A 12,909-nucleotide genomic window follows, 5' to 3' on the forward strand; every position below is an offset into this window, starting at 1 on the left:
GGTCCTCCGTTTTGCCGATTCAGCATCGATAGTTGCCATCACGATAGCAGGTCGGCACGCTGGAACCATGACCGATGAACCCACCTCTGCATTCACCCCCGCCTTCGACGGCCCGAGTTCCTCGATCTCCGACGTGCGCTGGGACGTTCTCATCGTCGGCGGCGGCTCCGCCGGGCTCAGCGCCGCGCTCATCCTCGCTCGCGCTCGTCGGCGTGTGCTCGTGCTCGACGCCCAGGCGCCCCGCAACAGGTTCGCGCCCCACATGCATGGCGTGCTCAGCCGCGACGGCTACTCGCCGCTCGACCTCGTCGCCGACGGCTACCGTGAAGTGCGGGCCGTCGGCGGCGTGATCGAGAATGCCCGCGTCGCGGAAACGCGCGCGATCCCCGACGGGTTCGAGGTCGTGACCGACGCCGGCGTCCGTGCCACGGCGCGCCGGCTCATCGTGGCCACGGGAGCCCGCGACCAGCTGCCCGACATCCCGGGCCTCGCCGACCAGTGGGGCCGCGGGGCCGTCGCGTGCCCGTACTGCGACGGGTATGAAGCGACCGGGCGCGCCATCGGCGTGCTCGCCGGCTCAGTCCAGGGACTGCACAAAGCCCACATGTTGCGGTCGTACTCGAGCGATATCACGGTCTTCACCGCACTCGCCGGACCGATCCCCGACACCGACAGGGCCGTACTCGAAGAACGTGGAATGCGGATCGAGCAGCGCGTCGTCACACGCGTCGTCACGGCCGGAGACGCCATCACGGGGCTCGGCCTCGCCGACGGCACGGTGGCACCGGTCGATGTGGTGTTCGCCGAGCCGGCCCTCGTCGCCCTGGACGAGCCGCTGAGGCAGCTCGGCGTCGAACGCACCGACACGCCGTTCGGCTCGTGGCCCGCAGTCGACGCGTTCGGCAGGACGAGCGTCCAAGGGGTCTGGGCGATCGGCAATGCGGCCAACCCGGCCGCGCTCGTTCCCATTGCGGCCGGGTCGGGCGCGACGGCGGCGCTCGCCCTCAACGGGGAGTTCGTAGCCGAGGAGGTCGCCGCGGCATCCGAGCGGGTGGGCGCGGCATCCGCCAGCGACGTGCCGTCCGACGGCGGTGACACAGCCCCCACCGGGCCGGCCGGGTTCTGGGAGGCGCACTACACCGCCAACCGCGGCGACACCGGGCAGGTGTGGAGCGGTCGGGTCAACGCGACCGTCGCGCAGGAGATCGCCGGCCTGGCGCCCGGGACAGCGCTCGAACTCGGATGCGGTGAAGGCGCGGATGCTCTCTGGCTCGCCACCCGGGGCTGGGCCGTGACGGCGATCGACATCTCGGCGACCGCCCTGGCTGTTGCCGAGGCGAAGGCCGCCCGGGATGGGCTCGCCGACCGGATCACGTGGGTGCAGGCCGACCTCGCGGACTGGCATCCGTCGGAAGAGTTCGACCTCGTGACCGCCGCGTTCCTGCACTCCCCGGTCGAGCTTGCCCGCGACGAGATCCTCCGGCGTGCTGCCGCGGCGGTGGCACCCGGTGGACGGCTGCTCGTCGTCGGGCACGGAGCCTTTCCGCCGGGCTCGGGCCACAGCGACCACGACGCCCCGCCCCTGCCGACACCCGACGAGGTGCTCGCGTCGCTTCGGCTGCCCGACGGCTGGGTGGTCGAGACCACCGGGCTCGTCGACCGGCTGGTGTCGGGGCGCGATGGTCACCCCGCCACCCTCGTCGACACGGTGCTGCGGGTGCGGCGGCAACGATAGGGCGTCAGTGCCTGCGGTGGTCCTGGATCGTGATCCGCGGCCCCCGCCGGGGCTTGGTGATTCCACTGAGCAGGATCAGCCGCAGCACGCGCTGGCGCTGCCCCGCCCACGGCGCGAGCAGCTCGAGCATGCCGTCGTCGTCCACCGGCGAGCCGGTCAGGGCCATCCCGACGGTCGACGCCAGGTGGTAGTCGCCCACGCTGACGGCATCCGGGTCGCCGTGCGCCCTGCTCGTCACTTCGGCGGCGGTCCATACACCGATCCCCGGCAGGCTGCGCAGGCGAACGGATGCCTCGGCCGCCTCGTCGAGGATGCTCCCCGCCCCCGTGACCGTCCGCTGCAGCGCGACCGCCACCCGCGACGCGCGCACCGCCGACTCCGACCGCTGCGGCCCGACGCCCGCGGTGTGCCACTCCCAGCTCGGGATGAGCCGCCAGGTGTCGGCGGCGGGCGCGACCACCATGCCGTCGGGCGCCGGCCCAGGGGCCGGCGAACCGTGCCTCCGCACGAGGAGCCGCCACGCCGCCCACGCCTCGACGGCGGTGACTTTCTGCTCGAGGATCGACGGCACGAGCATCTCGAAAACCAGCCGGTTGCGGCCGAGCCGCAGCCCCGGGTTACGGCGACGCACCTCGGTCAGCAGCGGGCTCGGCGACAGGTCGATGTCGCTCCAGTCGTCACGCGAGCCCAGCAGCTCGGGCACGCCGTCGAGTGCCCACTCGGCGCCGGGCCCCCAGGCCTCGGCCGCGATGCCGTCGGCATCCTGTTCGAGGTGGAGCGTCACCGGCCCGGTCGGCGCCCGCATGGTGATCCAGGCGCCTGTCGCAGTGCGCCGGAGACACGGCCCGTCGCCGCCGCGAGCCATCGGACTGAGGATCTTGTGCAGGTGAAGCGGATGCCGCGGAGCGTACCGGGCGCGACGAACCGGCATCCCTGGATCGACCGCCGGGTCTACAGCTGGGCCGTCCGCGTCGTCGGGGGCGACGCGGGGCGCGGTGCGTGCGTCCATTCCCTTCACACTACGTCAGCGCCACCGACATTTTCGTGCGGTCTCCTCGGCCTCCTCCACAACGCCATCTGGCGAACCCCCACTGTCCGCACGGGGACGGAGGTGGCAGCATGTGCTCATGACAGCGACGTCCGACGTGAAACTGCAGAACCCGGGCACCATCACGAACCCGGCGAGCGGGGCCGTGGCCGGAGAGGTCCACTGGACCGACCCCGCTGAGGTGCCTTCCCTGGCCGCCGCCCTCCGGGAGGCGCAGAAGGAGTGGGAGGGCCGCGGCCCGAAGGGTCGAAGGAAGGTGCTCGCCCGGTACGCGGTGTGGCTCGGCACGCACCGCGCCGAGATCGAGAGGCAACTGATCGAGGAGACCGGCAAGTCCGCCATGGACGCCGAGCAGGAGGTGCCGCTCATTCTGCTGATTCTCGCCTACTACGTGAAGACGATGGAGAAAGCGCTGGCGCCGGAGGACCGCCCGGCCGCGCTGCCCTACCTGGCCGTCAAGAAGGTCACCGTGTACTACCGGCCGTACCCGGTCGTCGGCATCACGGCTCCGTGGAACTACCCGGTCGCCCTCCTGCTGATGGACTGCATCAGTGCGCTCGCGGCGGGCTGCGCGGTGCTCCTCAAGCCCTCCGAGCGCACGCCGCTGACCGCCGAACTGCTGCTGAAGGGCTGGCGGGACTCCGGCGGACCCGAGATCGTCGCGATCGTGCAGGGGGCGCGGGAGGCCGTCGAGGCCGTGGTGGACAACGCCGACTTCGTCCAGTTCACCGGGTCGAGCGCGACCGGCGCCGTCGTGATGGCGCGCGCCGCCCGCAGGCTCACGCCGGTCAACCTCGAACTCGGCGGCAAGGACCCGATCATCGTGCTCGACGACGCTGACGTCGACCTTGCCGCGCACGCGGCCGTCTGGGGTTCGATGTTCAATGCCGGGCAGACCTGCGTATCGGTGGAACGGGCCTACGTCCTCGAGTCGGTGTACGACCGGTTCGTCGCCGCCGTGGTTCGCGATGTGACGAGACTTCGGACGGGTGCGGGCGACGGCTCCCACTTCGGCGCGCTGATTGACGAGCGCCAGCTCGCGGTGACCGAGCGCCACGTTCGGGATGCCGTGGCCGCCGGCGCGACGGTCCTGACCGGGGGTGCACGCCCCGACGGGCCCGGCACCTTCTACCCGCCCACCGTCCTGGTCGACGTCGACCACTCGATGGCGTGCATGACCGAGGAGACCTTCGGCCCGACGCTGCCGATCATGAAGGTCACGAGCGTCGAGGATGCCGTCCGGCTGGCCAACGACAGCGCCTACGGCCTCTCGGCGTCGGTGTTCTCTCGGAACGTCGACCGAGCCAGGGCGGTCGCGGTGCAACTGGAGTGCGGCGCGGTGAACATCAACGACGTGCTCACCAACCTGATGTGCACCACCGCGCCGATGGGCGGCTGGAAGAGCTCAGGGTTCGGGGTGCGGTTCGGCGGCGCCGACGGGCTGCGCAAGTTCTGCCGCCAGGAGGCCGTGGTCGCACCGCGCACCCGGGTCGGCGCAGGCAGCCTGTACTACGGCAACTCGCCGAAAGCACTCAGGCGCCTGAACCGGGTCCTGACCCGGCTGGCCATGATCGGTCCCCGGCGCGCGGCGAAGTAGGTCAGCGCGGGTCGACCGGAACCGCCCCGGGCCACTCGCTCGGGGCCGGGGCCGAGGTGGACGGCAGGGCGACGTCCTGACCCCACCGCGCCTGCCATTCCGGCAGGCGGAGCTCGGGCGGAACCGTGCCGATGGCGTCGATGAGTTCGTCGACCGAGACGGTTCCGCCGCGTCTCTTGAGGAACCGCGCGCGGATCACGGCCTGGGCGTAGATCTCACCGTCCACGACGATGCGCTGGTCGACGAAGACCGCCTTCTCGTCGTAGCCGGACACCCTCGTCTCGATGACGAATTTCTGCCAGAGGTTCAGCGACTTGCGGAACGTGATGGTCTCCGAGACGACGACCGGGTACCAGCCACGGCCCCGGAGGATGTCCCAGATACCGTTGCGGATGAGCAGGTCGAACCGGCCGAGGTCGAGCACCGACAGGTACACCCCGTTGTTCATGTGGCGGTTCAGGTCGAGGTCGGTCGGCAGCGTGCGCATCGGCAGCCGGCCGACGTCGTAGTGGCCGAGCGGTGTCCCCCGGCGCCCGGCCCGGGGGGACCGCCAGAACAGGAGCAGGGTGCGGAAGATCATATGCATTCGACGGATGCTACGCAGTCGCGCGCGACGCAGCATCCGCCCTGTAGATGACGGACAAGCCGCATCGACCGAACGGCGACGGCTCTGCACCGAGCCGACAACGGGTCAGTCGGGCAGGTGCCGCTCCTCGTGTCCGTTGTAGGCGGACAGCGGACGAATCAGCGCGTTGGATGCCGCCTGTTCCGCGATGTGAGCGGTCCAGCCGACGACCCTCGAGGCGACGAACAGCGGAGTGAAGGTCAGCGTGTCGAAACCCATCAGGTGATAGGCGGGACCGGACGGGTAGTCGAGGTTCGGCAGGATGTTCTTGCGCGATGTCATGGCCTGTTCGAGCGTGTCGTACAGCTCGAGCATGTCCTGGCGGCCGTAGTGCTCGACGAGGGTGTCGAGCGCCGCCTTCATCGTCGGCACGCGCGAGTCACCGTGCTTGTAGACGCGGTGCCCGAAGCCCATGATCTTGCGCTTTGAGGCGAGGGCCTCGTCGAGCCAGGCTTCCGCTTTGTCGGCGCTGCCGATCTCGTCGAACGTGTGCATGACCGCTTCGTTCGCACCACCGTGGAGAGGTCCCTTGAGCGCGCCGATCCCGCCGACCACAGCCGAGTACAGGTCGCTGAGCGTCGACGTGATGACGCGGGCGGTGAAGGTGGACGCGTTGAAGGAGTGCTCGGCGTAGAGGATCATCGAGACGTTGAAGGCGTCGACGACGACCTGGTCGGGGACTTCACCGAAACTCATCCAGAGGAAGTTCTCCGAGTAGCCGAGGTCGTCCCGCGGCGGCACGAGTTCCTCTCCGCGTCGGCGACGCTGGTCATAGGCGACGATCGCCGGGAGCTGGGCGTAGAGCCGGGCAGCCTTGTTGAGGTTGGACTCCTCGGTCGCCAGGTCGGCGTCCGGATCCGAGGCCCCGATGGCGCTGACCGCGGTACGGATGACGTCCATCGGGTGCGAGGTCGTGGGAATGAGGTCGACGACGGCGCGCACGTTGTCGTCGAGCGCGCGCTGCCCCCGTTCGACGCTCTCGAACTCGGCCAGTTCGGCATCCGTCGGGAGTTCGCCGTACCAGAGGAGGTAGGCGACCTGTTCGAAGCTGCAGCTCTTCGCGAGCTCCTGCACGGGGTACCCGCGGTAGAGCAGGGAGTTCGTGTCAGGGTTGACCTTCGAGACCGCCGTGTAGTCGACGACGACGCCCGCAAGACCCTTCTTGATGTCGGTTTCGGTCATTCCGTGCTCCTTTGCGTGAATAGCGGGCGCTGGGTACAGTCCACCCTATGTACTGGCGGCTCGGCCGCCTATGCCGGTGTGCGTCGTTCTTAGCGCGAAACCGTGAAGTTGAACACCGACGTGTCGAAGTGGTTGTAGCCCTCGTAGTCGATGAGCTCGTAGAGGTCGGCGCGGTGCTGCATCTCACCGAGCTTCGAGGTGAGCGACCCCTCCTCGGTCAGCGTGTCGAGCGCACGGCCCGCCGCACCCATCGCGATGCGGAGCAGCGACACCGGCCAGATCACGATGTTGATGCCGACGTCGGCGAGCTGCGCCGAGGTGAACAGCTCGCTCTTGCCGAACTCGGTCATGTTGGCCAGGATCGGCACGTCGACCGCGTCACGGATGGCCTCGAACTCGCTGAGGTCACGCATCGCCTCGGGGAAGATGGCATCGGCGCCGGCATCGACCAGCTTTTTGGCGCGATCGACGGCGGCATCGAGACCATCGACGGCACGGATGTCGGTGCGCGCCATGATCAGGAAGTTGTCGTCCCGTCGCGCGTCAGCGGCGGAGCGGATGCGCTTGAGCGCGGTGGATTCGTCGACGACCTGCTTGCCGTCGAGGTGCCCGCACCGCTTCGGATTGACCTGGTCCTCGATGTGCATGCCGGCGAGGCCGGCGTCCTCGAGTTCCTGGATCGTGCGGGCGACGTTCATCGGTTCGCCGAAGCCGGTGTCGGCGTCGACGAGCGCGGGAAGTTCGGTCATCCGGGCGATCTGCTTCGCCCGCCCGGCCACCTCGGTGAGCGTGGTGAGTCCGATGTCGGGCAAGCCCAGGTCGGCGCTGAGGACCGCTCCGGAGATGTAGACGCCGTCGAAGCCCTTCTGCTCGATCAGCCGGGCGGACAGCGGGTTGAACGCGCCCGGAAAACGCAGGAGCTCGCCGCTGGCGAGACGCTCGCGGAAGATCCGGCGCTTGTCCTCGGGTGTGGTTGTGGCGTACAGCATTAGAACAGTCCCTTCGGTGACGGCACGGAGGCGAGAACGCCGGGTGAGGCCTGGATGGTGAGACCGCCGAGTTCCTCGGCGGTGAGCTCGGGAAGGCGTTGGACCAGCCCGAGGAACCGTTCGATCTCGGCGGGTTCGAGAACGGGCTCCGCGAGGGTGCGGAACTTCGCGATGTAGTCCTCGCGGGCGAACGGCCGGGCACCGAGCGGGTGGGCGTCGGCGACGGCGATCTCGTCGACGAGAGTGGAGCCGTCCGTGAGGAAGATCTCCACGCGGCCGCCGAAGGCCTTCTCGGCCGGGTCGAGTGAGTGGTACCGGCGGGTCCATTCGGCGTCTTCTTCGGTGGTGACCGTGTTCCAGAGCGCGACGGTGTCTGGGCGCGCCGCCCGCTCGGGCGAGTAGGAGTCGACGTGGTGCCAGCTGCCGTCCTGCAGTGCGACGGTGAAGATGTAGGGGATCGAGTGGTCGAGTGTCTCGCGGGAGGCCGTCGGGTCGTACTTCTGCGGGTCGTTCGCACCGGAGCCGATGACGTAGTGCGTGTGGTGCGAGGTGTGGATCACGATGTGGTCGATCGCCCCCCGCTCGCCCTGGGCCTGCAGCAGTTCCGGGTGCTCGGAATGCAGCTTGCGGGCGAGGTCGATCCAGGCCTGCGCCTGGTACTCCGCCGAGTGCTCCTTCGTGTAGCTGTCGAGGATGGCGCGCTTCGGCTCGCCCTTCTCCGGAAGCGGCACCTCGTAGGAGGCGTCAGGGCCGTCGAGCAGCCAGGCGATGACGCCGTCTTCGCCTTCGTAGATCGGTTCGGGCGAGGTCTGGCCGCGCATCGCCCGGTCGACCGCTTCGACCGCCATCTTGCCGGCGAACGCGGGGGCGTGTGCCTTCCAGGTGGAGATCTGGCCCTTACGGGACTGGCGGGTGGCGGTCGTGGTGTGCAGCGCCTGGCCGACGGCCTGGAAGATGGTTTCGACGTCGAGGCCGAGCAGGGTGCCGATTCCGGCGGCGGCCGAAGGGCCGAGGTGGGCCACGTGGTCGATCTTGTGCTTGTGCAGGCTGATCGCCTTGACCAGGTCGACCTGGATCTCGTACCCGGTGGCGATGCCGCGCACGAGGTCGCGGCCGGTCGAACCGACGTGCTGGGCGACGGCGACGATCGGGGGGATGTTGTCGCCCGGGTGCGAGTACTCGGCCGCAAGGAACGTGTCGTGATAGTCGAGCTCGCGCACGGCGACGCCGTTGGCCCACGCCGCCCATTCCGGGCTGACGCGACGGGCGGCATCCGGCCCGAAGACCGTCGCCCCGTTGCCGCCTGTGGTGACCGGGTGGGCGAGGGCCTGGGCGCGGGCCGACACGACCGGCGCGCGGGTGAGGGATGCCGCGGCGACGGCGGCGTTGTCGATCACCCGGTTGATGATCATGTCGGTGACCTCGGCGGAGACCTCCACCGGGTCGGCCGCGACCTCGGCGATCGCCCACGCGAGCTGACCCGTGCGTTCCAGGTTCTCTTCGCTCTTGTGGACCCTCAGATGGTGGCTCTTCATGGTGTTCCCTTCGTGGAATTCGAGACGGCATCGCCGGTGGCGACGGCGTCGAGGAGGTTGGCGAGGCTCTTGCGCAGGTGCACGGCGGTGGCCTGGGCGGCGAGCATTTCGTCGCGGTCGAGGATGGCCTGGACGATGAGCAGGTGTTCGGACACCGACTCGGCCAGGCGGGACGGGTTGTCCTGTGCCAGGCGGCGGACGCGGGCGAGGTGGTTGCGCAGGCCGGCGAGGGAGGCCAGGAGGAACGGGTTGGCGATGGCGACATCGATCGCGGCGTCGAGGCGGGCGACAAGTTCGTAGTAGCCGCTCGCTCCATCGACGAGGCTGGCCGGCGCCGAGAGGAAGTCCTCGCGCAGCTGCTCGAAGGTCGCGGCGTCCCGTCGGCGGGCGGCGAGCCGCGCCGCCTGCGTTTCGAGGGCTTCGCGCAGCTCGAAGAGTTCGGGGAGGTTCGCGGGCGACACGTCGGTGACGACGCCGGCCCGGCCGCGCTGGGTGTCGACGAGACCTTCGGCCGCCAGGCGGGTGATGGCCTCGCGGAGCGGGGTCCGGGAGATGCCGAGCCGCTCCGACTGTTCGGTTTCGCCGAGGACGGTGCCGGGCACAAGGCGCCACTGAAGAATGTCTTCCTTCAGGACGTCGTAGGCCCGGTCGCTTGCTCGCACGGGATCAGCATACGCGCTTCGCGGGCCTTCGGTATACAGAGGCGGGGAAAAAGTCCGGTGGGGCGCGGGTTTCCCTGCACTCCGTATACCGGACTCAGTGTTTCGGGGGCTGGGATTGCAGGGCCGCCTCGGCGACGCCGGCGGGGACGGCCGCGAGGGTCGACGGCATCCACCGGGGGCTGCCGTCCCTGTCGAGGACCTGCGCGCGGATGCCCTCGGTCCAGTCCGGCTGGTCGGCCAGCCAGGACGCGACCCGGTATTCCAGCTCGAGAGACGCGCGCAGCGTGCCCAGCCGGCGTGCCTCCCGCACTGCGGCGAGGGCGACCGTGAGGGCGAGGGGCGAATACCTGGTGAGTTCGTCGGCGGCGTGGCGGGCATCCCGGTCGGCCTCCGAGCCGAGGCGCTCGAGGATGTCGGCGACGGAGTCGCCCGAATAGCAGCGGTCGATCCAGATCCTGCGCGCCAGGAGTTCCGACGGAGGCGGCGTCTCGTCGAACAACAGCACGATCTCGGCCGGGGAGCCGGGGTCGGCCCGCTCGCCGAGGGCCTGGTAGAGGTGTCGGAGCAGGTCGGAGGGGACGTAATAGTCCGCGAATCCGCACGCGACGGCATCCGGCCCGGTCATCGTCGCCCCGTTGAGCGCGAGGTACGTGCCGACGTGCCCGGGGGCACGGGAGAGGAGGTGGGTGCAGCCGGCGTCAGGGCTGAAGCCGACCCGGGTGTCGGGCATGGCGATGCGGCTGCGCTCGGTGACGATACGGATGCCCGCGTGCGCCGAGATGCCGACGCCACAGCCGAGGGTGAGGCCGTCCATGATCGAGACGATCGGTTTGGGGTACTCGGCGAGGGTCGCGCAGAGTTCGTACTCGTCGTACCAGAAGCGTCGCGAGAGGTCGTTGCGACCGGTGACAGCGTTGGCGTGCAGGACGCGAACGTCGCCGCCAGCGCTGAGCCCGTGCTCTCCTGCGCCGTCGAGGATGATGAGCGACACCTCAGGATCGGTCCGCCAGCGCTCGAGGGCGCCCAGGATGCCGAGGACCATCGCGTGAGTGATCACGTTGAGGTCGTCCGGGCGGTTCAGCGTGAGGTGCCCGACGCCGTCGCCCACGCTGGTGAGAAGTTCGTCCACACCCATCCCCCTCCCGTCTCCTCGAGCTTAACCCCGCGGTTCTCGCTTCGGACAGGTTCAGGCGATGCGCCAGGTGATTGGTCCGGAACGAGCGAAAACCGCGGAGGGGCGGTGCGTGATTCAGTCGCCTCCCCCACCGCCGTCGCCGCCACCACCACCGTCGCCCGAGCCTGGGTCGGAGTCGTCGGAATAGCCGCCACCGTCCCCGCCCGAACCATCCCGGCCGGCGGGGCCGCGCCTGCCCGTGCGGTATCCCTTATCGGGGCCAATGCGCCCGTTGAGAAAGAGGGTCCAGCCGAGGAACGCCACCAGGCCGCTCGCGGAAGCCATGCCGAGGATGGCGCCGCCGTGCGAGACATCCCAGGAGCCGCCGTCGGGCGGAAGCACGTCGATGCCGCCGAAGAGGAATGTGCCGACCAGGAGAATCGCGATCAGGGTGCCGATGACAAGCACGACGATGCCGAGAAGCATGAGTGCCAGCCGAAGCAGCAGCGGTCGAGAATCCATCGTCGGTGCTGCGACCCGTCTACCCATGGTCGAAAGCGTATCGGTCCCAGTGCCTCAGGCCGGTCGCTTCACCCGGACGAAAACACCCGGGGAACAGCGTTGGCTGGTCCGCGCCGATCCCTCCGGCGGCCCGGGATGCCGCTACAGGAAGATGTCGGGGAAGAGGTCCTTCTCGTCCACACCGGGCGAGTACCGCGAGAAGTCGGTGACCCCGGCGGCGATCAGCACGTCCTCGACGATGAGTGACTGGCCCGTGTACTCCCGCGCCGGTTTCGTGAGCACCTCGTAGGCGGCATCCGCGTAGATCTCGGGCGTGCGGCTCTTTGCGAGCAGGGCCTCCCCGCCGAGGATGTTGCCGACCGCAGCCGTCTTGATCGTGGTGCGCGGCCAGAGCGTGTTGGCGGCGATGCCATCGCGGGCGAACTCGGCGGCGAACCCGAGGGTCGCCAGCGACATGCCGTACTTGGCGAGGGTGTAACCGGTGTGGGCGCCGAGCCACTTGGGGTCGAGGTTGATCGGCGGGCTGAGCGAGAGGATGTGGGCGTTCTCGGCCGCTTTGAGATGCGGCAGGGCCGCCCGGGAGAGCATGAACGTGCCGCGCATGTTGACGTCCTGCATGAGGTCGAAGCGCTTGGGGTCGAGGTCGAGTGTGCGGGCGAGGCTGATCACGCTCGCGTTGTTGACGACGATGTCGATGCCGCCGAACGTCGACACCGCCTGGTCGACCGCGTTCGCGATGTCGCCGTCGTTGCGCACGTCGCCGACGACGGCGAGCGCCTGCCCGCCCGCCTTCTGGATGGCATCCGCAGCGGTGTGGATCGTTCCCTCGAGCCGCGGGTCGGGGATGTCTGTCTTGGCGAGCATCACGACGTTGGCGCCGTCGCGGGCGGCGCGGAGGGCGATGGCGAGCCCGATGCCGCGGCTCCCGCCAGACATGAGGAGGGTTTTGCCGTGGAGTGGTGCGGTCATGGGGTCTCTTTCGGTGGGAGGGTGCGGATGCTGCGGGGCCGGGTCATCCGTTCCGGTCGAGGTCACCCGGCGTACCGGGTGTTTCCGTCCGGAACGGGTGACCTGGCCGGTGCGGCCGAGACGCTAGCGGCGGGCGGAACGGGCGAGGAACGCGCCGATCCGCGCTTGGGCGTCGGGCGTCTCGAACGCCGCTCCGATGGTGCGGGCCTCGTCGTTGAGTGCGGCGCCGTAGTCGCGACCGACCCCGCCGCGGAGGAGTCGCTTCGCCTCTCCGAACGCTGCGGTGGCGCCGGTGAGCCAGCCGGCGGCGATCTCGCGGGCGCGGGCATCCGTCTCGCCGTCGGCGACGACCTCGGTGACGAGGCCCCAGTCCAGCGCCTCGGCCGCCGTGAGCAATCGGCTCGTGAGGGTGAGCTGCAGTGCACGACGCATGCCGACCGCCTCGGGCAGGAGTGTGGAGACTCCGCAGTCGGGGGTGAGGCCGACGTCGGCGTACTTGGAGACGAACCGGGCCGACTCGGCGGCGACGATGTAGTCGGCGACGAGCATGAAGCCGAGTCCGCCGCCGGCCACAGCGCCGTTCACGGCAGCGACGATCGGTTTCGGCATCGCGGCGAGCGTGCGGTGGCCGTCGTGGATGATGTCGGCGAAGGCCGCTATCGAGTTCACGCTGCCTCCCATGGCCGACATCTCGGCGACGTCGCCCCCGGCGCAGAACGCGGGGCCGACGGCGTCGAACAGGACGGCGCCGACGTCGGAACGGTCGGCCACCTCCGTCGCGATGTCCCGCCACGCCATGGCCGCCTCGGCGTTGATCGCGTTGAGGCGCTCCGGACGGTTGAGGGTGACGTGGGCGAGTCCGTCGTTCACGGTGAGAAGGATGCTGTCGGTCATGCGGTCACTTTCGGTGGAAGGTGGGTGGTGCGGGTCG

General features: G+C 69.7%; 12 protein-coding genes. 2 read left to right on the top strand and 10 right to left on the bottom strand.

Translation table 11 applies throughout. The features are described from left to right. Positions 1–67 precede the first annotated feature (67 nt). The gene (locus ABIE24_RS05045; RefSeq protein ID WP_354497422.1) at positions 68–1,735 is read left to right on the top strand and encodes an FAD-dependent oxidoreductase; all 1,668 of its coding nucleotides are present in this window, start codon (positions 68–70) and stop codon (positions 1,733–1,735) included. Between the two features lie 4 nt (positions 1,736–1,739). Here the strand turns inward: ABIE24_RS05045 and ABIE24_RS05050 are convergent, their stop codons facing one another. Beyond that, a complete protein-coding gene (locus ABIE24_RS05050; RefSeq protein WP_354497423.1) occupies positions 1,740–2,744 on the bottom strand; it encodes a DNA-3-methyladenine glycosylase family protein in 1,005 nt (334 codons plus the stop codon). 118 nt (positions 2,745–2,862) lie between these two features. On the opposite strand from ABIE24_RS05050, the gene ABIE24_RS05055 reads away from it, so the two are divergent. Then, positions 2,863–4,380 (top strand): aldehyde dehydrogenase family protein, encoded by a 1,518-nt coding sequence (locus tag ABIE24_RS05055; protein WP_354497425.1) that lies wholly within the window; start codon positions 2,863–2,865, stop codon positions 4,378–4,380. A 1-nt stretch (position 4,381) separates the two neighbouring features. Here the strand turns inward: ABIE24_RS05055 and ABIE24_RS05060 are convergent, their stop codons facing one another. From ABIE24_RS05060 to ABIE24_RS05100, 9 genes are all read right to left on the bottom strand, one after another. Beyond that, a complete protein-coding gene (locus ABIE24_RS05060) occupies positions 4,382–4,966 on the bottom strand; it encodes an acyl-CoA thioesterase (RefSeq protein WP_354497426.1) in 585 nt (194 codons plus the stop codon). A gap of 105 nt (positions 4,967–5,071) precedes the next feature. Continuing rightward, a complete protein-coding gene (locus ABIE24_RS05065) occupies positions 5,072–6,187 on the bottom strand; it encodes a bifunctional 2-methylcitrate synthase/citrate synthase (protein ID WP_354497427.1) in 1,116 nt (371 codons plus the stop codon). A gap of 89 nt (positions 6,188–6,276) precedes the next feature. Continuing rightward, on the bottom strand, positions 6,277–7,176 hold the full coding sequence (gene prpB, locus ABIE24_RS05070) for a methylisocitrate lyase (RefSeq protein WP_354497428.1): 900 nt from the start codon (positions 7,174–7,176) through the stop codon (positions 6,277–6,279). Next, complete coding sequence (locus tag ABIE24_RS05075) at positions 7,176–8,711, bottom strand: MmgE/PrpD family protein (protein ID WP_354497430.1); 1,536 nt, start codon at positions 8,709–8,711, stop codon at positions 7,176–7,178. The genes prpB and ABIE24_RS05075 overlap by 1 nt, the downstream gene beginning before the upstream one ends. Next, on the bottom strand, positions 8,708–9,373 hold the full coding sequence (locus tag ABIE24_RS05080) for a GntR family transcriptional regulator (protein ID WP_354497432.1): 666 nt from the start codon (positions 9,371–9,373) through the stop codon (positions 8,708–8,710). The genes ABIE24_RS05075 and ABIE24_RS05080 overlap by 4 nt, the downstream gene beginning before the upstream one ends. 94 nt (positions 9,374–9,467) lie before the next feature. Continuing rightward, on the bottom strand, positions 9,468–10,508 hold the full coding sequence (locus ABIE24_RS05085; protein ID WP_354497434.1) for an enoyl-CoA hydratase/isomerase family protein: 1,041 nt from the start codon (positions 10,506–10,508) through the stop codon (positions 9,468–9,470). A gap of 114 nt (positions 10,509–10,622) precedes the next feature. Beyond that, entirely contained in the window at positions 10,623–11,036 is a 414-nt protein-coding gene (locus ABIE24_RS05090; RefSeq protein WP_354497435.1) for a hypothetical protein, read from the bottom strand. A gap of 114 nt (positions 11,037–11,150) precedes the next feature. Then, complete coding sequence (locus tag ABIE24_RS05095; RefSeq protein WP_354497436.1) at positions 11,151–11,978, bottom strand: SDR family oxidoreductase; 828 nt, start codon at positions 11,976–11,978, stop codon at positions 11,151–11,153. Between the two features lie 123 nt (positions 11,979–12,101). After that, the gene (locus ABIE24_RS05100) at positions 12,102–12,872 is read right to left on the bottom strand and encodes an enoyl-CoA hydratase/isomerase family protein (RefSeq protein ID WP_354497438.1); all 771 of its coding nucleotides are present in this window, start codon (positions 12,870–12,872) and stop codon (positions 12,102–12,104) included. Positions 12,873–12,909 lie beyond the last annotated feature (37 nt).

The sequence above is a fragment of the Mycetocola sp. 2940 genome (assembly GCF_040548835.1).
Classification (GTDB): Bacteria; Actinomycetota; Actinomycetes; order Actinomycetales; family Microbacteriaceae; genus Mycetocola_A.